Consider the following 21407-nt stretch of genomic DNA (forward strand, 5'->3'; position numbering starts at 1 on the left):
ACCGGGGGGGAGGGGGCTGGGGTTTTTCGTCAGGCGGACTTGAAGCGCGCCATGACCTCGGCGCGTGCCGGATCGGTGAGGGTGACGGCAGCGCCGAATTCCAGCGGCGTCAGCTCAGCTTCCGGCGGATAGACGATGGTGTTGGATGTGACTTCCTTTGGCAGGAGCGAGAGCACTCGGCTGTCGGTCGTTGGCGCTCCATTGGCGATATGCTCCTTCACGGCATTGGCCGGATCCATCAGATAGTTCAGCAGAGCGTAGCCCGCTGGCTTGTTGGCCGCGCTTTTCGGAATGGCATAGAAATCAGACCAGATCTCGCCGCCATCCTTGCCAAGGACGAATTTGATCTCGGGAACGTCGCGGTTCAACTGTGCACCGTCATTGGTCCAGCACATCGTCATCCAGGCGTCCCCTGCGCGCATCCCCGGCTGGTAGTCACTGTTGATGGCGTAGAGGTGCGGCTTGACCTTGATGAGGAGCTCTTCCGCCTTGGCGAGTTCTTCGGGCTTAACCGAATTGAAGGAATAACCAAGCGAGACGAGCGCATTGCCGATCGTGGTCAGCTGATAGTCGTGTACCATGACGCGCCCGTCAGCCTCCCCCTGGGCAACCTGGAAGAAGTCCTTCCAGCTTGTGACGGGCGTCTTGATCTTCGTGGAGTTGAGAGCGATGCCAGTCGTTCCCCAGTTTTTCGGTACCGCATAGGTCGTACCGTCGACCACGCCTTCGGCGGTGAAGCGCGCCGTTTCCGTCGAGGCGTTGTAGTTGGGCACTTTTGCCATATCGAGCGGGTCGATAAGACCAAGTTTGACATAGGTAGAGATAGTGTAGTTGGTCGGCACGAACAGATCCCAGCCGGTGCCGCCGGCCTGCAGCTTGGCCAGCATTTCCTCGTTGGAACCGAAGACATTGACTTCGACGGCAACGCCGGTCGCTGCGGTGAAGGCTTCGAAGGTCGCGGGGTCATGGTAGTTCGGCCATGTGGCGATCGACATCTGCTTGCCGAGGTCTTCGGCAAAGGCGGGCGTTGAGAAAAGGCTGGTCTCATGCGCCAGTACGGCCGATGCAAGGCCAAGGCCGGTGACGCCGAGAAAATGCCGGCGCGTGACCGATCCGCGTTTGAGGCGCATCAGTTCATTTGTCAGTTGTTCGACGGAAATTGGGGCATTCTCTTTATATGACTTAGACATGAAGATGTTCCCTTTTTTTGGTTGTGTTCAAGCCGGAAAGATATGTGCAGCGCTGGGGTCGAAGTTCAGCACGACCCTTTCATTCGGTTCGACAAGCTCGCCGTCGGCGAGGTCGCTTCGGTCGGCAGTGACGAGGAAATCGCCAAGCCCCTCGACGGCAATGGAATATTCGGCGGATGATCCAAGGAAGATGCGGTGGGTGACGATGCCGGAAAACTTGCCGGACGCCGAGCCATTTTGCCGATGCAGACTGATTGCTTCCGGGCGGAGCGCCAGGATTGCGGAGCCAGGTTTGAGAGCCGATCGGCCAGGTATCGATAGCGCGCTGCCATCGGCAAGGCGCAATGTGGAACCATCTGCTTCGACGGTTGCGGCAATGCGATTGGTCTTGCCAACGAAATCCGCCACGAAGAAGTCCGTTGGGTGATCATATACGTCCCGCGGCGCTGCGAGCTGGACGATACGTCCAGCATTCATCACACAGACGAGATCGCTCATCGACAAAGCTTCCTCCTGGTCATGCGTTACCAGGACGAAGGTAATGCCGAGTTCCCGTTGGAGTGTCTGCAATTCGATCTGCATGGCGGTGCGCAATTTCTTGTCGAGCGCCGCAAGCGGTTCATCGAGGAGCAGGACGGAAGGCTTGTTCACCAGCGCACGCGCCAGCGCCACACGCTGCTGCTGGCCGCCGGACATCTCGTGGATGCGGCGCTTGCCGAAGCCACCGAGCCGGACCATCTCCAGCGCCTCATTGGCGCGTCGGGAAATTTCCCTGGCATTGATCCTGGGGCGCGCTTGCCTCAGCCCATAGGAGACGTTCTGCTCGACGTCAAAATGCGGAAAGAGTGCATATTGCTGGAACACCATATTGACGGGACGGCGATATGCCGGGACACCGTTCATAGGCTGGCCGTTGATCAAGACTTCGCCGGTTGTGGGCTGTTCGAAGCCGCCGATCATCCGCAGGCACGTGGTCTTGCCGCAACCGGATGGGCCAAGCAGCGCAACGAACGCGCCCTTTGGCACCTGAAGGTTGATGTCGGAGACGGCAGTCACAGCGCCATAGGATTTGCTGACCGACCGGAACTCGATGTCGTTCGTTGAAGCGGATATCACGTTGGTCCCCTGCGGCTTGAGTTAACAGAAGCAGTCTTCGCTGCCTTCTTGCCACCGTCGTTCTTGACAGCCTAGTCAACAAGCGGCTGCGCGGTATATACCCCGAAAGAGGTATTTCAACCGGAAAATGCCAATGTAAGGTATATGCCGGAGCGGGAAAAACATGAGCTGCAACGAGGGGGAGTTCAATGAGCGTCGACGTCGAAATGCTGTTCGATGCATTCCGCCAGTTCGTAGGCAAATCGTCGTTGGTGCCGCGGGAATTTGGCCATCTCTTCGGACAGACCATGCATGCGCTGGTGAAGTTCGACTACATCGTGGTGTTTGCCTATCGCGGCAATGAGCGTCCTATTGACCTCTACAGCACTTTTGATCCGGCGGAGCATGTAATTTTCGTTAGCCTGTATCAGGCAGGGCCTTATCTGCTCGATCCATTCTATCACACGGCGCGGGCTCCCAGGCCCGGTGTCTGGCGCATGCGCGAACTTGCGCCTGACCGGTTCTTTTCAAGCGAATATTACCGTACCTATTATGTGCAGACCGGCCTTGCCGAAGAAATCGGCTACTTCGTTCCAGTCGGAAACGACATTACGATCGTGCTGTCATTGATGCGGCGCGGCGAGACGGGACCGTTTCCGGCTCAGGAGTTTTCGCTGCTGCGCAAGGCCGATCCGCTGGTCGCAACGCTTGTGAGGCAATATTGCTCGGACATCGGCCATCTTTTCGATGCCGCCGTGGCAAAGCAAGGCCGAGGCCGGCGCAAGGTCAAGCTGAATGCGGCCGATACGGTCTGGCGCGACCTCAATCTCACCGATCGCGAAGCGGCGATCATTGAACTGGTGCTTCAAGGGCATTCATCGGAATCGATCGGGTTAAGGCTAAGTATTGCGACCGGAACGGTGAAGGTGCATCGGCGCAACGTCTATCGAAAGCTGGGTATTTCATCGCAAACACAGCTTCTATCGATCTACCTGAAACAACTGAACGAGCATTAGCGCTGTAGCACTCAAACAAGAAGCGCGGCCGTCGGATAGTTCAAGCAAGCAGGAGCGGGATGCCGAGGTCGCGGTAAGGGGCGAGCGGTTCGTCAACCATGTCCCTGGCTGCGACGATGCCGGTGAGGTTATCAACGCCCATGATCCGAAAGGGGGAGGCAAGGCCGAATTTTTCTGGCGTCGCGAGTACGTAGGTGCTGGCTGCTTGCTGGGCGATCGCATGTTTCACGGCGGCCTCCTCATAATCGCCCGTGGAAAGGCCATGCACCGGATGGATGGCCGTGATGCCAAGGAAGAAAATATCGACTCTCATCTGCGCGATGGAAGCAATCGCTGCAGCGCCGGTGGCCACCATTGAATGTTTGTAAAGCCTGCCGCCAATCAGGATTACCTCGGCGTCATGACGCTCCAGTTCGCTCGCGATTGTCGGGCTGTGTGTGATCACAGTAATGCGCATTTCCCGCGGCAGCGCTCTGGCGAGATGTGCATTTGTCGTTCCGCCATCGAGAAAGATTATCCGCCCATTCTCCACGAGGTCTGCTGCCCTACGGCCAAGGCTCTGCTTTGTTCCGTCTGAAATCTCCCGCCGCGCCGCTAAATCCGGCAGCGGCGGCGTCAATGGCAGGGCTCCACCATGAACGCGTTGAAGCAGGCCTTCGGCCGCCATCTCCCTTAAATCACGCCGGATTGTGTCTTCGGAGACGCCTAGCTCGTCAGCCAATGGCTTGGCGATGATTTGCCCATCGCGATTGAGGCGCGTGGAGATTAGGGCGCGCCGTTGAATGGTCAGCATTGAATCCTCCTTGACTCTGCACGATAATGCATGAAATATCACGAAAATCCAGAAATTTCTGGATATTTCATGCAAATGGAGGAATTTCATGCTTATTCTCATCGCGGGGCCCTATCGGTCCGGTACGGGCGACGATGCACTGAAAATGAAGGAGAACCTGACGCGGCTCGAGCGGCCGTCTTATGCGCTCTTTAGAGCTGGGCACATTCCGATTATCGGCGAGTGGGTCGCACTGCCCGTATGGAATGCAGGGGGAGGAAAGTGCGTCGGGGATGATCTTTATAACGAGGTTTTTCACCCAGTTGCTGGCCGGCTCTTGCAACTCTGCGACGCGGTGCTGCGACTGCCGGGGGCATCAAAAGGCGCGGATAATGACGTTCGTATCGCCGAGGGACGCGGTATTCCAGTCTACTATCGACTGGAGGACGTGCCTGGTTGCGCGGGGGCCGATATCCCGCTTGACAGGTAAAACGGCGGACGGGACGCCGGGGCGTCGAACGCCCCCGGCACTTCACTGCATTTGCAGCTTGCTTTTATTTTGTTATATTTATTACAAATTGTGGAAGTCTATGGCGGATATCCTCAATCGGGGTTCTGCCCCCTTTTTGGAGAGGATGACATGGTCAGCCGGAAAGCGAAGCGCATTAGGGATCTTTCTGAGGCGCTCACAGAGCGTCGTGTGCTGCATCTAAGGGACGCCGCGCTTTTGCTCAACGTGTCGGAAATGACGGTCCGGCGTGATGTTGCTGAAAATCCAGGCCAGTTTGGTTATCTCGGCGGACATATAGTCCCTGTTGCCGATATCGACGGCGACGTTCCATACGAATTGGCGAGAGCTGCGGACAGCCATGCCTCGGCAAAGCGAGAGGCGTGCGCGCGTGCTGCCAAATACATCCGGCGTGATGAAACAATATTCATCGATTGCGGCACAACGCTTCTCAGTCTGATTGACTATATTCCAGATGATTATTCAATCACTGCTGTATGTTATGCATTAAATGTCGCGGAGAAGCTGACCCGGAGAGCGAACGTCAGTGTCGTGATGCTCGGTGGGCTGTATCATCCGTCATCGGCTTCTTTTTCGGGGGCTTCCGGGCTCGATACCTTGAATTATCTCGGTATTAACACCGCCTTCATTTCCGCAGCTGGGGTAGATTTGAACCGGGGCGCGACATGCGCGCACTTCCATGAAGCTCCAGTGAAGCAGAAGGTTATATCGCTGGCACAGAAGAGCTTTCTGGTGGTGGACCGCAGCAAGCTTGGCAAGATCAAGCCGGCTTTTTTCGCTCCAATAGGAGCATTTCAGGCGGTCATCACCGAAGAGGGTGAAACAGATATTACATATCCACAGTAGCGCATTGCGCACAAAAGTCAGACGCCGGATATTTTTGTACAGACCCTTGACGGTCTGGCGTTTTGATGAAAACATAACAGAAATCTTGGTATAAATATAACAAAAATATTGCCAGTGACCGGAGATTGGCGAGAACCGGGATCCCTGGAGGAGTTTGCGTGGAGAAATTCGGTGTGAGTGCAGTGGCGATACCTGATGATACCCATCTGTTGCCGGCCGATGCCGGCGCAATGCGACGCCAAACTCTGTCAAACGGATGGCCACGCAATCCGGGGATGGAACTAGATCTGTCCTGGGTACTGGACACGCGCATCAATCTTTCTTCCGCGGAGCGGCGCGTCGCCTCCCTACCTGGGCGGCGAACGGTGAAGAAGGACGCACAGGCGGCCTGGCTTCTCAAGGCCGTGACCTGCATTGATCTGACAACCCTCAACGGTGACGATACGCCCGAACGCGTCAAGCGGCTCTGCGCCAAGGCCATGAACCCGGTGCGTCTGGATATTCTGGAAGCGCTTGGTATGAACAGGCGTGCGATTACCACGGGTGCTATCTGCGTATATCACCGCTATGTTACGACAGCCGTTGAAGCGCTTGGTGACTCGGGGATTCCTGTTGCAGCCGTTTCCACCGGTTTCCCGGCGGGCCTCAGCCCACACCATCTCAAGGTGAAAGAAATCGAAGCATCCGTCGCCGACGGTGCGAAAGAGATCGACATCGTCATCACGCGCGAGCATGTGCTTACGGGCGACTGGCTGGCGCTTTACCGGGAAATGCAGGACTATCGGGCGGCCAGCGGCGAGGCCCATGTCAAGGCGATACTTGCGACGGGCGATTTGAAGACGCTGCGCAATGTGGCGCGTGCCTCCCTGGTTTGCATGATGGCGGGTGCTGATTTCATCAAAACGTCCACCGGCAAGGAAGGTGTGAACGCTACGCTTGGCGTAACGCTCGCCATGCTACGGATGATCCGGGCCTATGAGGAGCGCACCGGTTTCAAGGTCGGCTACAAGCCGGCTGGCGGCATCTCAGCGGCTAAAGACATCCTGAACTATCAATTCCTGATGAAGGATGAGCTTGGCCGTGAATGGCTGGAGCCTGACCTTTTCCGCATCGGTGCCTCAAGCCTGCTCGCCGATATTGAACGCCAGCTGGAACACCATGTCACTGGCGCATACTCGGCGCTCAACAGACACCCGATTGGATGATGCAGATGACAGTCGCAGATTATTTTGACGAAATGTCCTATGGACCTGCACCGGAAGCCGATATCGAAGCGCGCACTTGGCTGGCACGACATGCATCGGGTTTTGGCCACTTCATCAACGGCACCTTCGTACCATCGGCATCGGGCAGGAGTTTCGATACTTTCGAGCCCGCCACCGGCAATCTCTTGGCGAGATTGGCTTCTGGCGACAAGGCCGATGTGGATAATGCGGTCGGCGCAGCCCGCAAGGCGCAGACATTGTGGGCGAAGCTGCCGGGCCATGCCCGCGCCCGTCACCTCTACGCACTCGCAAGAACGATCCAGCGGCACGCCCGCCTGATTGCCGTTGTCGAGGCCATCGACAACGGCAAGCCGATTCGCGAGACCCGTGACATTGACGTGCCGCTGGCGGCGCGCCATTTTTATCATCATGCCGGTTGGGCCCAGATTCAGGAAACGGAATTTGCCGATCATCTGCCCGTCGGCGTCGTAGGCCAGATCATTCCATGGAACTTTCCGTTCCTGATGCTCGCCTGGAAAGTGGCACCTGCGCTGGCACTCGGCAATACCGTCGTGTTGAAGCCCGCCGAATTCACTTCGCTGACTGCGCTTCTTTTCGCGGAGCTGGCCGCAACGGCCGGTCTTCCGGCGGGCGTGCTCAACATTGTTACCGGCGAGGGCGAAACCGGCGCGCACATTGTCGAGCACGGCGATGTCGACAAGATTGCCTTTACGGGATCGACGGAAGTTGGTCGGATTATTCGTGAACGGACCGCCGGCAGCGGCAAATCGCTTACGCTGGAACTCGGCGGAAAATCGCCTTTTATCGTCTTTGACGACGCGGATATCGATGGTGCGGTCGAAGGCGTCGTCGACGCAATCTGGTTTAATCAGGGCCAGGTCTGCTGTGCGGGTTCCCGATTGCTCGTGCAGGAAGGTATAGCCGACCTTTTTCACAAGCGGCTGAAACGCCGTATGCAGACGTTGCGCGTCGGGCAACCGCTGGATAAGTGCATCGACATGGGCGCGATCGTTGCTCCGGTGCAACTCGACCGTATTGAAGCGCTCGTTAAACAAGGCGTGGCGGACGGGGCTGCACTGCACCAGGCCAAAATCGAGATGCCCAAAGGTGGAAGTTTCTACCCGCCGACACTGCTCAGCGGCGTCCAGCCGACTTCCATCGTCGCCACTGAAGAGATCTTCGGCCCCGTCGCTGTTTCCATGACGTTCCGCACGCCAGAAGAAGCGATACAGCTCGCCAACCATTCGCGCTACGGGCTGGCGGCCAGTGTTTGGAGCGAAACAATAGGCTTGGCGTTGAACGTCGCGGCAAAACTTGTCGCGGGCGTGGTGTGGGTGAACGCGACCAATCTCTTCGATGCCTCAGCGGGTTTTGGTGGAAAACGCGAATCCGGATTCGGCCGGGAGGGCGGACGCGAAGGATGTTATGAGTATTTGAAGCCGAAAGCCTGGCTCGGGCGTAAGCTCCGCGCGCTGCCAAATCTGCCCGAACTGAAAGCGGTTTCCGGCGATTTTGCCTTATCCACCATCGACCGAACTGCCAAATTGTTTATCGGGGGCAAGCAGGCGCGACCGGACGGCAACTATTCGCGCGCGATTGTCTCGCCTAAGGGTAGGAAGATTGGCGAAGTCGGGGAGGGCAATCGCAAGGACATCCGCAATGCCGTCGCGGCCGCGCAAAGCGCGACCGCCTGGTCGAGCGCAACCGCTCACAATCGGGCGCAGATACTCTACTACATCGCGGAAAACCTGAGCGGCCGCGCGGATGAGTTCGCCGATCGAATTGGTACGATGAGCGGCACCTCGGCAGCCGCTGCAAAAGCGGAAGTTGACGCTTCAATCTCGCGTTTGTTCACCTACGGCGCCTGGGCAGACAAATTCGAGGGTGTGGTTCATACGCCACCGCTTCGGGGGGTCGCTCTCGCAATGCCAGAACCACTCGGCGTAGTGGGCGTTATCTGCCCGCCAGAAGCCCCATTGCTTGGCTTCATCAGTCTGGTGGCACCGCTGATTGCTACCGGCAACCGCGTCGTCGCCGTACCGAGCGAACCTTATCCGCTGGCTGCCACGGATCTCTATTCCATTCTCGAAACCTCGGATGTACCGGCCGGTGTCGTCAACATCGTCACCGGATCGGCAGGTGAACTTGCAAAGACCCTTGCCGCGCACAACGATGTGGATGCACTGTGGGCTTTCGGAACAACGGAGCTTTCGACCATGGTGGAAATGCTGTCGGCCGGCAATCTGAAACGGACTTTTGTTGATTATGGCGCGTTGACGGACTGGATGGACAGGGCGGCAGGGGAAGGCGCATTGTTTCTGCGCCGTGCCGTCGATGTCAAGAATATCTGGATCCCTTACGGCGAATAGGGGGTCTGCGCTCCCGGCCGATAAGGAACGGATGGTGGCGAAGTGGGATAAAAGGCATTTGCCAGCGGGCGACGGCTGGTGGCTTCGAGGATATTTCTCGGTGCGTTTGCCGGGGAAATGACGATCAGGGAGGACTTCTATGCTCAAGAATATTGATCCGGCTCTCAATGCGGATGTCCTGCATGCGCTGCGTTCCATGGGACATGGCGATACGCTTGTCGTATCGGACACCAATTTCCCTTCCGATGCGATCGCGCGGCAGACCCGGCTTGGCAAACTCTTGCGGATCGACAACGTGCCGGCGGCGCGCGCAATCAGGGCCATCCTGTCGGTGATGCCTCTGGATACGCCGCTGCAACCGTCCGCGGGACGCATGGAAATCATGGGCGCTCCGGGTGAAATTCCTCCGGTACAGCGGGAAGTTCAAGTGGAGATCGATGCCGCCGAAGGCAAGTCGGCGCCGATGTACGGCATTGAGCGCTTCGCCTTCTACGAGGAAGCCAAGAATGCTTATTGCGTAATCACCACTGGAGAAACCCGCTTCTATGGCTGCTTCCTGTTCACCAAGGGCGTCATACCGCCGGACTCCATTTGAGCGAGTTGCGGCATGACCCGTAACGATCCCATCAAACATGTCTTCATCTGGCCGGCACTGCTGATCGTGCTGGTTATCTCGATCTTTCCGCTGATCTATTCGCTGACAACGAGCTTTATGAGCCTGCGGCTCGTGCCGCCAATCCCGCCGCGCTTTGTCGGCTTCGGCAACTATATTGAACTCCTGCAGAATCCGCGGTTCTGGCACGTGGCGCGGACGACGTCGATTATTGCCTTTATCGCGGTCGCGTTGCAGTACATCATTGGCTTCGCCATCGCGCTGGCGCTCAACGCCAGGGTTCCCGGTGAAGGCATCTTCCGCGTTGGCTTCTTGCTGCCGATGCTGGTGGCACCGGTGGCCGTGGCTCTCATCGCCCGTCAAATTCTCAATCCGACCATGGGGCCGCTCAACGAACTCATGGCGTTGTTCGGGTTTCCTAACCTCCCGTTCCTAACGCAAACGAAATGGGCCATCGGCGCGATTATTTCTGTCGAGGTGTGGCAATGGACACCCTTCGTCATCCTGATGCTGCTCGCGGGACTTCAAACGCTGCCTGACGATGTCTATGAGGCGGCCGCCTTGGAGAATGCGAGCCCGTGGCAGCAGTTCTGGGGGATCACGTTTCCCATGATGCTGCCAATCTCCGTGGCGGTTGTGTTCATAAGATTGATCGAGAGCTACAAGATCATCGATACGGTCTTTGTCATGACCGGCGGAGGGCCCGGCATTTCCACGGAGACATTAACGCTCTTTGCCTATCAGGAAGGCTTCAAGAAGTTCAATCTTGGCTATACCTCAGCACTTTCCTTTCTGTTCCTCATCGTGATCACGATCATCGGCCTCGTTTATCTCGCCATCCTGAAGCCATATCTGGAGAAGCACAAATGAGCGTGCGCGCACTCAAAGGAAATGGCCGGTGGTGGGCTCTGGCGGGATGCCTGCTTTGGCTGACATTCACGTTCTTCCCGCTCTATTGGGTGGCGATTACATCCTTCAAGACCCCGCTTGGGGTGGTCGGCGGACCCACCTACATTCCGTTTGTCGATTTTGAACCGAGCCTGTCGGCCTGGAGCGAGCTTCTCTCGGGTCAGCGCGGCCAGTTCTACAATACCTTCATCGCATCGACGATCGTCGGCCTGTCTGCCTCACTGCTTGCGACGGTGATTGGATCTATGGCCGCCTATGCGCTGGTACGTTTCACTTTTGAAGTGAAACTGCTGTCCGCTGTGATTTTTGTCGTCATCGCTTTCGGTGGTTATCTGATCGGCTATAATTTTTTGGGCCTTCGTCAAGGACCATCGCTGATCTACGCCTTCGTGGCCGCGCTTTCGCTGGCAGTTGCGTCAAGCCGGCTGAGGCTCCCCGGACCGGTTCTGGGCAACAATGACATCGTTTTCTGGTTCGTGAGCCAACGCATGTTCCCGCCGATCGTGGCTGCCTTTGCCCTGTTCCTGATGTACACGGAAATGGGCAAGATGGGTGTGAAGCTGGTGGATACGTATGTCGGCCTGACCTTCGCCTATGTTGCCTTTTCGCTGCCGATCGTGATCTGGCTGATGCGCGACTTTTTCGAGGCATTGCCAATCGAGGTCGAAGAAGCGGCGATGGTCGACAATGTGCCGTCGTGGAGGATTTTCTTCGGCATCGTGGTGCCCATGTCCAAGCCGGGACTGATCGCTACGTTCATGATCACGCTAGCCTTCGTCTGGAACGAGTTTCTCTTTGCACTCTTCCTTACCAGTTCGAAATGGCAAACCCTTCCCATCCTGGTTGCTGGACAGAACAGCCAGCGCGGCGATGAATGGTGGGCAATATCGGCAGCCGCTTTGGTCGCGATCATACCTATGGTCATCATGGCGGGGATTTTGAGCAGGTTGATGCGGTCTGGCCTGCTTTTGGGAGCAATCAAGTGACCGTCCACGGTACACCATCATCATTTTAATCCAGGGAGGAACAGATGAGGAAATTCTTAATTGGTTCAACAGCCATGGCATTGCTCGCAATGTCCAGCGCCACATCGGCCTTAGCGTGCGATCCGGACTATACCGGCGTGACACTGTCGGCTACCACCCAAACGGGCCCGTATATTGCCTCGGCCCTGCAGCTTGCTGCCAAAGGCTGGGAACAAAAGACCTGCGGCAAGGTGAATGTTGTGGAGTTTCCCTGGTCCGAGCTCTATCCGAAGATCGTCACGACGCTCACCTCGGGCGAGGATACGTTCGACGTGATCGCCTTTGCCCCGGCCTGGGCGCCGGATTTCACCGATTATCTTTCGGAAATGCCCAAAGCCATGCAGTCGGGCCCTGACTGGGAAGACATCGCGCCCGTCTATCGCGAATCGCTGATGGTGTGGAATGGCAAGGTGCTGTCGCAGACCATGGATGGCGATGTGCACACCTATACCTATCGCATCGATCTCTTCGAAAACCCGGATAACCAGAAAGCCTTCAAGGAAAAGTATGGCTATGATCTGGCCCCGGCGAAGACCTGGAAGCAATATCTCGACATTGCCGAATTCTTCCAGCAGCCCGACAAGGGGATCTGGGGTACCGCGGAGGCTTTCCGTCGTGGCGGCCAGCAGTTCTGGTTCTTCTTCAGTCATGCGGCAGGCTATACCAACCACCCCGATCACAAGGGCTCGATGTTCTTTGATCCAGACACAATGGATGCGCAAATCAACAACCCCGGCTGGGTGCGCGGCCTTGAGGAGTATATCCGCTCGTCAAAGCTGGCGCCTCCAAATGCCCTCAACTTCTCCTTCGGCGAAGTAAATGCGGCCTTTGCCGGCGGCCAGGCGGCCGAGTCTATCGGCTGGGGCGATACTGGCGTGATTGCCGCCGATCCGAAACAATCAAAAGTCTCGGGCAATGTCGGGTCGGCCATGCTGCCCGGTTCCGATGAGATCTGGAACTACAAAACCAAGAAGTGGGACAAGTTCGACCACGTCGTCGAATCTCCCTTCATGGCGTTTGGCGGCTGGCAGGCTGCTGTTCCAGCTTCTTCCACGAAGCAGGAAGCCGCCTGGGACTATATCAAGTATCTGACCAGTCCCGAAGTTTCCGGTCAGGCAGCGATCACCGGCGGTACCGGTGTGAACCCCTACCGCATTTCGCACACCACCAATCTCGATCTGTGGTCGAAACTATTCAGCCAGCGCGAGGCCAAAGAATATCTTGGCGCTCAGAAGGATTCTGTGACGGCGAAGAACGTCGCTCTCGATATGCGTCTGCCCGGGTACTTCTCTTACACGGAAATCCTCGAAATCGAGCTTTCCAAGGCGCTTGCCGGTGAATCCACACCGCAACAGGCGCTCGACAGTGTCGCCGAGCAGTGGAACAAGCTGACAGATGAGTTTGGGCGCGACAAGCAGCTGGCAGCTTATCGGGCATCGATGGGCCTTCCACAAAAATAGGCTTCTGACGTCGTCCCGCTCCGGAAGTTTCCGGGGCGGGTCCTCAACTCTCTCGAAAAGGGCAAAGCATGTCCCAAGTGCGTTTGGAACAGGTCACCAAATCTTTTGGTGGCGTTTCGGTCATCCCACCGCTCGATCTGGCAATCGCAGACAAGGAATTCGTGGTTCTGGTTGGCCCCTCCGGCTGCGGCAAGACCACCACCTTGCGGATGATTGCTGGACTGGAGCAGGCCACATCTGGCGAAATCCGTATCGGTGACCGCGACGTTACAGCCCTTCGACCTGGCCTGCGCAATTGCTCCATGGTCTTCCAGAATTATGCACTCTATCCTCATATGACAGTTGCCGAGAATATTGGCTACGGCATGAAAGTACGTGGCACGACCAGGGCCGAAATCGACAAAGCCGTGACGGAGGCTGCCCGTATCCTCAATCTAGGTGCTTATCTTAACCGCAAGCCAAGTGCGCTCTCGGGCGGCCAGCGTCAGCGTGTTGCCATTGGCCGCGCCATTGTCCGTCAACCGGACGTATTCCTCTTCGATGAGCCGCTGTCGAACCTTGATGCCAAGCTGCGTATCGAAATGCGTACAGAAATCAAACTGTTGCATCGCAGGCTGCAGACTACCATCGTCTATGTGACGCATGACCAGGTGGAAGCCATGACCATGGCGGATCGCGTTGTGGTGATGAACCAGGGTCGTATCGAACAGGCGGCAGATCCAATTACGCTCTATGAGTTGCCAAAGAATATTTTCGTGGCGGCTTTTATCGGTGCGCCGAGTATGAATTTCATAGAGGGTTCATTGGAGCGCAGCGGGACTGCCATGGTGTTCCGTACCGCGGGCGATGTGGTGATCCCCATCCCGGAAAACCGGGTGGCCAAGCTGGCGGAAGCTACCGGCAAACCCGTTGTGCTCGGCATTCGCCCCGAGCACACGATGACCGTCGATCCCTCCTTCCCGACGATCCCATTGAAGGTCGCCGATATCGAACCGCTTGGGCCTCATACCCTGGCCATTGGCACGGCCGGCACCGCGCCTTTCACGGCTCAGGTGTCTGCGGGCTCAAGAATCGCCCACGATGATGTCATCAACGTACCGATCGAGCCTGACAAGATGCACTTCTTTCTGAAGAGCACGGGCGAGGCGATTGGCCGGTAATCCGAAGAGACCGGCCAATGGAGAATGATCCTCAGCCTGCCGGCTGTTTGGTCTTGCGCAGATAGGGCAAGACACGCTCGAATCCACCGAAACGTTGCATCGCGTCCTCATCCGAAACAGCAGCGGTAATGATGACATCCTCACCCTGTTTCCACTGGGCAGGGGTTGCGACCTGGTGCTTGGCGGTCAGCTGAATGCTGTCGATGGCACGCAGAATTTCATCGAAATTGCGACCCGTCGTCATCGGATAGGTGATGGTGAGCTTAACCTTCTTGTCGGGACCAATGACGAAAACAGAGCGTACGGTCGCGTTGTCCGCGGGCGTGCGGCCTTCTGAAGTGTCACCTGCCCCGGCCGGCAGCATGTCGTATAGCTTCGCGATTTTCAGGTCTTTGTCACCGATGAGTGGATAATCAACCTCGTGACCTGTCGCCGCCTTGATATCCGCTTTCCATTTGTCATGGCTTTCAACGGGATCAACCGAAATGCCGATGATCTTGGCATTCCGCTTGGCAAATTCTGGTGCGAGCCCAGCCATATAACCGAGTTCGGTGGTGCAGACTGGAGTAAAATTCTTTGGATGGCTGAATAGCACAGCATAGCTATCCTTGATCCAGTCATGAAAATGGATTTCGCCCTGCGTTGTTTCGGCGGTAAAATCCGGGGCAGTGTCATTGATGCGAAGGCCCATCGCTATTCTCCCATCTTTATGTGGAATGGTTGCCGAATCTGAGGGGCACGGGCCAGCTCCGCGAGCGTGGCTCCATGCTGGTCTCAGGCTTTCAGGTTATCACGAGCGTGTGCGAAAGAACATCACTGTCGCCTCAATCCCGCGCACCCAAATCGTGCAGCAAAATTTCAAGCGGTTGGGGGCGATGAAACAGAAATCCCTGGCCAAAGCCAATGCCGAGTGACCGCAAAATGGTGACAGCATCCGCATCTTCAATATGTTCGGCAACAACGTCGACCCCGAGCTCGCGCGCCACACCGCCAATGGACGCGACAACGGCCTGATTCAACCGGCTGTTGGACAATTTTTCGATAAATGCTCCGTCTATCTTGATGCTGTCCACGTTGAAGTGATGCAAGTATCCAAATGAGCTGAGACCGGCCCCAAAGTCATCGAGACTAATACGGCATCCTGCGGCCCGGGCTTTCCTGACAAACTGTTCCGCTACCTCGTAATTATTGACAGCGGTCGTCTCAGTTATCTCAAATATAAGGCGTGACGGGGCGACATTTGTTTGCTCCATTATTGACTGCAAGAATGACCAGAGGGTCGGGTCGCTGATTGTATTTGCCGACAGGTTGATTGCTATGGAGACATTGTCCATCGTCATCAACCGGTGTCCGTATGTCTCCAGCGTATGCTGGATGATCCACCTGTCGATGACCCCCATAAGTCCGAAGCGTTCCGCCGCCGGTATGAATTCGGACGGAAGGATGACGGTCCCATCATTTGTGGTCATTCTCGAAAGAATCTCGATGTATACAACATGGTCTGTTGTATCGGAGATTTCGCGGATCTGTTGACCATAAACCTCCAGCCTGCCTGCTGACAGGGCTTCCAGAATACCCGAAGCAGCCTGGATGCTCGCTAAATTCTGACGCGCCGCGCCAGTGTCGGGATCGTAGATTGCGGTTCGATTGCGACCTTCCGCCTTGGCGGCGTAACAGGCCGCGTCGGCACGCGCTATTATTTCACTGAGAGTAAGTTCCGTATCATCCAGAACAGCGATACCAATGCTGGCGCCTATCTCCTGGATCTTTCCACCCCAATCCAGGCGAATTTCGCGGATTTCGCCGATGAGTTGCGCAGCAACCTGTTCTGCATACTCAAAATCCGAGATGGGGATCAGAGCCGCAAATTCATCACCCCCAAGCCGCCCGAGAATCGCTTCATTGGGAAGAGCATTCTTCATGCTCGAAGTCGCCATTTCAGTAAAGCATCTCCAGCAGCATGACCAAGCGTGTCGTTGACCATCTTGAAGCGATCGAGATCGATGTAGAGCAATGCATGACAGGTGACACCAGGGGCCCGCTCAATCGCCGACGAAGTTGCCAATTCAAACGCCCTGCGATTGAGGAGTCCGGTAAGAGCGTCATGGGTGGCTGCATGCGAAAGTTCCCGCTGCAAATGGCGTGCGGTCGTGACGTCTTGAACGACCAGGACCGAACCGGTGACGGCGCCAGTTGCATTGAAAATGGGCGAGGCGAGGTCTCGTATGGAACGGCGCTCTCCATCGCTTCGCACCAAGAGAGCATTTTCTTCGCGGTCGACGGTCGACCTGCTTTCCATCGCCCGCCTTGTAGCCGAAGTGAGAATGTTCCCGGTCCCTTCGTCAATGAGATTGAGAATGTTGCCCACGGGCAATCCAATCAGCGATGTTGCGTCGCGCAAAAGCAATCTTTCGGCCGCAGGATTGGCGAATGTAACGCGGTCTTCAACATCGGTCGTCAGGACCGCGTCGCCAATGGACTGGAGTGTAACGCGATACAGGTCCTTTTCTCGCGCCAGCGCCTCTGCGTTGAGAACCTGCTCGGTGATGTCCCATATGCTGCCTATCAACATATGAGCGACGCTTTCCTGCCGCACGAGGCGGGCAAGGGCAAAAACATGCCGAATTTCACCGTTCGGCTTGACGATGCGGTAGCTCATCTTCATTGGCGCGCCGGTTTTGAACGTGTCTTCAATTGCCCGTTCCGCCATCGCTGCGTCGTCTGGATGCAACAGTTTGTGCCATGTAACCCTCGGCACTTCCTCCGGACCCGGGCCTATCCCAAATATCTCACGCATCCGCCGATCCCACAGGACGGTCTCGGTTTCTATGTTGAAGTGCCAAAGGCCGACTTGACCGGCATCAAGTGCGAGTTGAACGCGTTCATTCAGCAGAGTCAGATGATGCTCGGCGTTCTTTTGATCGGTAATGTCTGTTTGGACACCAATCATTCTTGTTGGCTTTCCGGCAGCGTCCCATTCGACGACACGTCCGCGGTCCAGCACCCACACCCAGTGCCCATCCTTATGCCGCAATCTGAACTCTGTTTCGATCTGGGGGGTTTCGCCGGAAATATGCCGCTCACCGCTCTCGATCGCCCGCTGCCGATCGTCGGGATGAATCAGTGTCAACCAGAGATCGCCGCGGTCACCAAGTTCATCCTCCCGGTAGCCAAGCATCTTCTTCCAAGTCGATGAATAATAGCATTGCCCGGTCACGAGGTTGGAATCCCAGACGCCAAGCCCGGCCGATTCCAGCGCAAAGCTCCACCGATTAGCCTCAGCTTTGTCGGGTGCCGTATGTGGTCTCGAGTGCAGGCGCATATTGCGAACGTCTGTCATGCCGGGAAGCTACCACGGAAAGCGGCAAAATACAGTTAATGTCTGACCGCCGGCGACCTACATATTGCGATGCAGCATTATATATTGCAATGCAGCAAGAAAGGAGTATCTTTTCAAAGGAGGAGGGACAACTGTTCACATAGGGGTGACGCAATGCTTCAAGTCGTAATTCTGATATGTTCAGCAAATCTTTCGCAGGTCGATTGTCAAACGAACACTGCACTTGATGTGATTATAGGTCCACAGGTGAGCAACGCGATGATGTGTGGGCTGCAAGGTCAAGCCTATGTCGCTAACACAGCCATCGTCGGCCGTTCTTCGAACGAATATGTGAAGATCAGATGTTCGCCTTCAAAGGCCGCAAAAGCGGCACAACGACTATAGAATTACGTCTTTGGGTTCATAGACTGCAACTCTGCAGCTGGGCCGCATAGCTATTGGCCATCTCGGCCGTGCTACGGGCGACTTTCTGCATGTTTGCGTTGCGTTGCCAATCCCCACGGGCAAAGGCAGATTGCCCAAAATAATATGCCAGATACAAATGGTATGCGTCGTCAATCGCAATGCCGTTCTTCAGGTGACTTTGCTGATGATACCAGCCGATAAAGTTCACCGCATCGGCGAAATCGTTGCGATCCGCCCCATATTTGCCTGTTTCTCGCTTGTATTGCGCCCATGTTCCGTCGAGAGCCTGTGAGAAACCATAGGCGCTTGAGGGACGCTTCCACGGAATGAAACCAAATAGTTTGGTGCGGGGAGGGCGGGAGTTTGCTTTGTAGCCGGACTCCTTGCGGATGGTCGCCATCAGGATCGGGACCGGCACTCCATATTCTCTCTCCGTTTGCTTGGCTGCGACGTACCAGTTGTCGAACCAGCCATCTTTTTGCTCAAAGACGGCACAGACGTTATTGATTTGGCCGGGCGCAGAAGCACAGCCTGCAAGAGCCAGCAACACTACGGTTACCGTGGCGAATGTTAGTCGCGTTCGCAGCATGGCCCATCGTATAATGCGCAAAGGTTAAGAGTTTTTTGCCAAATGCGCGCCGCCATCCGTGGTGCTGGTGCTCCAGCTGGATTTCAACTAGCATATTTGAAAATTGTGATACGCGACTGAACACCTGACATCTTCAAGGAAGATCGGAGGCGTGAAGTGGTCCTTTCGTTCGCTGATATTTTCCAGAACGAACTCGATGCCATCAATTACCGGCGCCGCGCAATTCAAAGTGGCGTGCTTGCGCAGACTCGCGCAAGCAATCGCACTGCAAAAGACGTTCCATCAGGCCCAGCGCCCGTCCGTCAGCCGTCTGTCACCCCGCGAAAAGACGTGTCGCTTGAGCAGGGTGTTACCTCAAACCGGGAGACTATCCGTATCTCGGGGGGCAGTGGCCTGATTGGCCTGGCATTGTCAGGCGGGGGAATCCGCTCGGCCTCATTCTCACTTGGCGTATTGCAGGCACTTGATTCACTTTCGAACCACGATGAATCCGAGGTTCTCGATGCAATTGACTACATCTCGGCCGTCTCTGGTGGTGGATATATCGGAACTTCTCTTGTCGCTGGCCTTATGCAGGAAAATGCCACGTTTCCGTTCGACAGCAGGCTCGATGAACAAGAGACTCCAGAGACTCAGCATTTGCGAGATTTTTCAAACTTTCTGGCCCCGAATGGAATGATTGACTACCTGGTGAGCGCTGCGCTCGTGTTGCGGGGCCTCCTCGTCAATGTCGTGATGGTTCTACCGGTTCTGCTTCTCCTTGCTGTCTTTACGATTGCTTCAAATCCCCTGGTAAGCAATCCTGATTTGTATAGACCGTTTCCACAGACCCTCAATCTCATCGTTGTCACAGCGGTGCTGATGTTCGGAAGCGCCATATACACATCGCTGACGTTCCGCACAGGCAGCCTCCGATCTCGAGAAAATCTCGGGCGGGTTCTCGGTTTGATGTTGATTTTGGTCGTGCTGGCTGCCCTGTTCGAAGCACAGCCATTTGTCCTCGCCGGCATGGTGACCGGTACAACCAATGCGGCAAACACCAGCATGGAGCCGGTGTCGGCGGAAAGCCTCCTTTCGCAATTTGCAAAGTTTCTTCCGGCGCTCGCGGCCTTTCTGGCGCCTCTGGCGGCGATCCTCGTCATGGTTGCTCAAAAATTGGCAAATTTGGCAAAGGCTTCATTGGGAGAAGCCACTTGGACCGCAATCGCAAAAAAGTATGCGAGCCGTGTAGCCCTCTATTTTGCAGCGGTGATTGTGCCACTGCTCCTTTGGATCGCTTATATCTATCTGAGCTTTTGGGCCATTCGAGCCGATGCCGGGGTCGGCTGCGGAGTAAAGACCCCCGGCTGGTTGCAAGAGCTGACCATGTGCGATGTGAACTGGTCCTTGCCCTCGTTGCAAGGAATAGGGCCAATAGGCACGTCATATCTCATTGCCGCAATTGTCCTCGTGGCACTAACGCTGCTGATTGGGCCGAACTCGAACTCGCTTCACCGGCTCTACCGCGATCGCCTTAGTCGAGCCTTCCTGTTCGAGCGAGCCATGATTGGTTCGCGAAACGCCGCCAGCGCCGTAGACACTTGGAAATTCTCATCGTTGAAACCTCAGGATAGCGAGACGGGCGCCTGGTTGCCCGCCACGGCCTTCGCACCTTACCTCCTCACGAATACGGCAATTAATCTTGAGGGTTCGGAGGAGTTGAACAAGCGCGGGCGGAACGCGGATACCTTCATCTTCAGTCCCCTTCATGTGGGGAGCCGCTGGACGGGCTATGTGCCGATAAGAAAGATGGAGGCGGTCGTCCCGGATCTTAGCCTGGCGACAGCAATGGCTGTATCCGGTGCTGCGGCTTCCGCGAATATGGGGCGGAGCACAATCAAGGTCCTGAGGTTTAGTCTTTCGCTGCTGAATATCCGGCTCGGGTACTGGCTGGCCAATCCGGGCAAGTTGGACGCTTTTCGCCACCGGTTAAATCGTTGGCGCGCAAACATTGGGAGCTGGTTTTTTGCAGTCGAAACGGCGGGCTTGTTGAATGAGAAGAGGCTCAATGTATACCTTACTGACGGAGGGCACATCGAAAACCTCGGCATCTACGAACTCCTTCGACGCCGTTGCAAAGTCATTATTGCCGTCGATGCGGACGCTGACCCGAACATGACATTCCCCTCACTCGTGAATCTGGAAGTGATGGCGCGTATTGACCTCGGGGTCAGAATTGAGCTGCCATGGCAGACCCTCCAGAGCGGCACTCTTGGCGTGACATCTACTGCGCTATATGGACCCGACGGGCCCCCTGGGGCGCACGGTCCGCATGCTGCAATCGGCATCATCAGGTATAATGATGATGAACGCGGCGTTCTTATATATATCAAGTCATCGCTTAGCGGCGACGAGAATGATTACGTTCTCGACTACAAGCGGCGTAACGTTGCTTTTCCGCATGAAACCACCATCGATCAGTTTTTCAGCGAAGAGCAATTTGAGGCCTATCGTTGCCTTGGCTTTCATGCAACGCATCGGCTTCTTGACGGCACCGACGATTTTGCAAAACCGGAATCGCCTCCTCCCGGTTGGAAAGAGGAGGTTACCACGGCGCTGGAATTGCTAAATATCCCACCTGCCATGAGACTTTCGATAATTGCCCATATCTCCACTCCGTCAGAAATTGACGAATGATCAATCTCGGCCTTGGCTGCGTGTCGCGGTAGGGAATCTGTTTATTGGAACCCGCCATCTTGGTTCTAATCCCTTTGGGTTAGGAGTGGCTAGGCTCATCCGAAGAGATTGCAAGTCATTCAAAGAATGTTATGATATTGGACAGTTCAGTCCGTTGTAAGACCGCATTTATTGACAGTCATGCAAG

The 21407-nt window shown here is 56.1% G+C and carries 18 protein-coding genes; 11 read left to right on the top strand and 7 right to left on the bottom strand.

Annotated features, from left to right (window positions below; translation table 11 throughout):
• Nucleotides 1-29: 29 nt before the first annotated feature.
• Complete coding sequence (locus CU103_RS18835) at nucleotides 30-1190, bottom strand: polyamine ABC transporter substrate-binding protein (protein ID WP_106665587.1); 1161 nt, start codon at nucleotides 1188-1190, stop codon at nucleotides 30-32.
• Nucleotides 1191-1217: 27 nt separating this feature from the next.
• Nucleotides 1218-2306, bottom strand: a complete 1089-nt coding sequence (locus tag CU103_RS18840) for an ABC transporter ATP-binding protein (RefSeq protein WP_106665588.1) — start codon at nucleotides 2304-2306, stop codon at nucleotides 1218-1220.
• Nucleotides 2307-2494: 188 nt separating this feature from the next.
• Here CU103_RS18840 and CU103_RS18845 point away from each other — a divergent pair, with 188 nt between their 5' ends.
• Complete coding sequence (locus CU103_RS18845) at nucleotides 2495-3301, top strand: helix-turn-helix transcriptional regulator (protein ID WP_106665589.1); 807 nt, start codon at nucleotides 2495-2497, stop codon at nucleotides 3299-3301.
• Between the two features lie 40 nt (nucleotides 3302-3341).
• Here CU103_RS18845 and CU103_RS18850 read toward each other — a convergent pair whose 3' ends face one another.
• On the bottom strand, nucleotides 3342-4094 hold the full coding sequence (locus tag CU103_RS18850; protein ID WP_106665715.1) for a DeoR/GlpR family DNA-binding transcription regulator: 753 nt from the start codon (nucleotides 4092-4094) through the stop codon (nucleotides 3342-3344).
• Between the two features lie 88 nt (nucleotides 4095-4182).
• Here CU103_RS18850 and CU103_RS18855 point away from each other — a divergent pair, with 88 nt between their 5' ends.
• From CU103_RS18855 to CU103_RS18895, 9 genes are all read left to right on the top strand, one after another.
• The gene (locus CU103_RS18855) at nucleotides 4183-4563 is read left to right on the top strand and encodes a DUF4406 domain-containing protein (RefSeq protein ID WP_106665590.1); all 381 of its coding nucleotides are present in this window, start codon (nucleotides 4183-4185) and stop codon (nucleotides 4561-4563) included.
• A 150-nt stretch (nucleotides 4564-4713) separates the two neighbouring features.
• Entirely contained in the window at nucleotides 4714-5448 is a 735-nt protein-coding gene (locus CU103_RS18860) for a DeoR family transcriptional regulator (protein WP_106665591.1), read from the top strand.
• Nucleotides 5449-5678: 230 nt separating this feature from the next.
• Nucleotides 5679-6653, top strand: coding sequence for a deoxyribose-phosphate aldolase (deoC, locus tag CU103_RS18865; RefSeq protein ID WP_106665716.1), 975 nt, complete (start codon nucleotides 5679-5681; stop codon nucleotides 6651-6653).
• 5 nt (nucleotides 6654-6658) lie between these two features.
• Nucleotides 6659-9043: an aldehyde dehydrogenase family protein gene (locus tag CU103_RS18870; protein WP_106665717.1), complete on the top strand. Its 2385-nt coding sequence runs from the start codon at nucleotides 6659-6661 to the stop codon at nucleotides 9041-9043.
• A gap of 139 nt (nucleotides 9044-9182) precedes the next feature.
• Nucleotides 9183-9638: an RbsD/FucU family protein gene (locus tag CU103_RS18875; RefSeq protein ID WP_106665592.1), complete on the top strand. Its 456-nt coding sequence runs from the start codon at nucleotides 9183-9185 to the stop codon at nucleotides 9636-9638.
• Nucleotides 9639-9650: 12 nt separating this feature from the next.
• The gene (locus CU103_RS18880) at nucleotides 9651-10526 is read left to right on the top strand and encodes a carbohydrate ABC transporter permease (RefSeq protein ID WP_106665593.1); all 876 of its coding nucleotides are present in this window, start codon (nucleotides 9651-9653) and stop codon (nucleotides 10524-10526) included.
• Nucleotides 10523-11551: a carbohydrate ABC transporter permease gene (locus CU103_RS18885; protein WP_106665594.1), complete on the top strand. Its 1029-nt coding sequence runs from the start codon at nucleotides 10523-10525 to the stop codon at nucleotides 11549-11551. The genes CU103_RS18880 and CU103_RS18885 overlap by 4 nt, the downstream gene beginning before the upstream one ends.
• 44 nt (nucleotides 11552-11595) lie before the next feature.
• Nucleotides 11596-13050 (top strand): ABC transporter substrate-binding protein, encoded by a 1455-nt coding sequence (locus tag CU103_RS18890; RefSeq protein WP_106665595.1) that lies wholly within the window; start codon nucleotides 11596-11598, stop codon nucleotides 13048-13050.
• Between the two features lie 68 nt (nucleotides 13051-13118).
• Nucleotides 13119-14210, top strand: a complete 1092-nt coding sequence (locus CU103_RS18895) for an ABC transporter ATP-binding protein (protein WP_106665596.1) — start codon at nucleotides 13119-13121, stop codon at nucleotides 14208-14210.
• A gap of 31 nt (nucleotides 14211-14241) precedes the next feature.
• On the opposite strand, the gene CU103_RS18900 is transcribed toward CU103_RS18895, so the two are convergent.
• The 4 genes from CU103_RS18900 to CU103_RS18920 all read right to left on the bottom strand — a co-directional run bounded on the left by CU103_RS18900 (nucleotide 14242) and on the right by CU103_RS18920 (nucleotide 18544).
• Complete coding sequence (locus CU103_RS18900; RefSeq protein WP_106665597.1) at nucleotides 14242-14901, bottom strand: peroxiredoxin; 660 nt, start codon at nucleotides 14899-14901, stop codon at nucleotides 14242-14244.
• A gap of 133 nt (nucleotides 14902-15034) precedes the next feature.
• A complete protein-coding gene (locus CU103_RS18905) occupies nucleotides 15035-16132 on the bottom strand; it encodes an EAL domain-containing protein (RefSeq protein ID WP_170117061.1) in 1098 nt (365 codons plus the stop codon).
• Nucleotides 16129-17550, bottom strand: a complete 1422-nt coding sequence (locus CU103_RS18910) for a PAS domain-containing protein (RefSeq protein ID WP_106665599.1) — start codon at nucleotides 17548-17550, stop codon at nucleotides 16129-16131. Before CU103_RS18910 ends, CU103_RS18905 begins: the two co-directional genes overlap by 4 nt.
• 400 nt (nucleotides 17551-17950) lie before the next feature.
• Complete coding sequence (locus CU103_RS18920; protein ID WP_106665601.1) at nucleotides 17951-18544, bottom strand: transglycosylase SLT domain-containing protein; 594 nt, start codon at nucleotides 18542-18544, stop codon at nucleotides 17951-17953.
• Between the two features lie 156 nt (nucleotides 18545-18700).
• On the opposite strand from CU103_RS18920, the gene CU103_RS18925 reads away from it, so the two are divergent.
• Nucleotides 18701-21220: a patatin-like phospholipase family protein gene (locus CU103_RS18925; RefSeq protein WP_162707166.1), complete on the top strand. Its 2520-nt coding sequence runs from the start codon at nucleotides 18701-18703 to the stop codon at nucleotides 21218-21220.
• Nucleotides 21221-21407: the final 187 nt, after the last annotated feature.

Origin of the sequence: Phyllobacterium sophorae (assembly GCF_003010965.1) — a bacterium.
GTDB classification, from domain to species: Bacteria; Pseudomonadota; Alphaproteobacteria; order Rhizobiales; family Rhizobiaceae; genus Phyllobacterium; species Phyllobacterium sophorae.

What these genes read in the sequence shown, in the direction of transcription:
- CU103_RS18835 (WP_106665587.1), bottom strand. Translation starts at nt 1,190, where the DNA reads ATGTCTAAGTCATATAAAGAGAATGCCCCAATTTCCGTCGAACAACTG.
- CU103_RS18845 (WP_106665589.1), top strand. Translation starts at nt 2,495, where the DNA reads ATGAGCGTCGACGTCGAAATGCTGTTCGATGCATTCCGCCAGTTCGTA.
- CU103_RS18850 (WP_106665715.1), bottom strand. Translation starts at nt 4,094, where the DNA reads ATGCTGACCATTCAACGGCGCGCCCTAATCTCCACGCGCCTCAATCGC.
- CU103_RS18855 (WP_106665590.1), top strand. Translation starts at nt 4,183, where the DNA reads ATGCTTATTCTCATCGCGGGGCCCTATCGGTCCGGTACGGGCGACGAT.
- CU103_RS18860 (WP_106665591.1), top strand. Translation starts at nt 4,714, where the DNA reads ATGGTCAGCCGGAAAGCGAAGCGCATTAGGGATCTTTCTGAGGCGCTC.
- deoC (WP_106665716.1), top strand. Translation starts at nt 5,679, where the DNA reads ATGCGACGCCAAACTCTGTCAAACGGATGGCCACGCAATCCGGGGATG.
- CU103_RS18870 (WP_106665717.1), top strand. Translation starts at nt 6,659, where the DNA reads ATGACAGTCGCAGATTATTTTGACGAAATGTCCTATGGACCTGCACCG.
- CU103_RS18875 (WP_106665592.1), top strand. Translation starts at nt 9,183, where the DNA reads ATGCTCAAGAATATTGATCCGGCTCTCAATGCGGATGTCCTGCATGCG.
- CU103_RS18880 (WP_106665593.1), top strand. Translation starts at nt 9,651, where the DNA reads ATGACCCGTAACGATCCCATCAAACATGTCTTCATCTGGCCGGCACTG.
- CU103_RS18885 (WP_106665594.1), top strand. Translation starts at nt 10,523, where the DNA reads ATGAGCGTGCGCGCACTCAAAGGAAATGGCCGGTGGTGGGCTCTGGCG.
- CU103_RS18890 (WP_106665595.1), top strand. Translation starts at nt 11,596, where the DNA reads ATGAGGAAATTCTTAATTGGTTCAACAGCCATGGCATTGCTCGCAATG.
- CU103_RS18895 (WP_106665596.1), top strand. Translation starts at nt 13,119, where the DNA reads ATGTCCCAAGTGCGTTTGGAACAGGTCACCAAATCTTTTGGTGGCGTT.
- CU103_RS18900 (WP_106665597.1), bottom strand. Translation starts at nt 14,901, where the DNA reads ATGGGCCTTCGCATCAATGACACTGCCCCGGATTTTACCGCCGAAACA.
- CU103_RS18905 (WP_170117061.1), bottom strand. Translation starts at nt 16,132, where the DNA reads ATGAAGAATGCTCTTCCCAATGAAGCGATTCTCGGGCGGCTTGGGGGT.
- CU103_RS18910 (WP_106665599.1), bottom strand. Translation starts at nt 17,550, where the DNA reads ATGACAGACGTTCGCAATATGCGCCTGCACTCGAGACCACATACGGCA.
- CU103_RS18920 (WP_106665601.1), bottom strand. Translation starts at nt 18,544, where the DNA reads ATGCTGCGAACGCGACTAACATTCGCCACGGTAACCGTAGTGTTGCTG.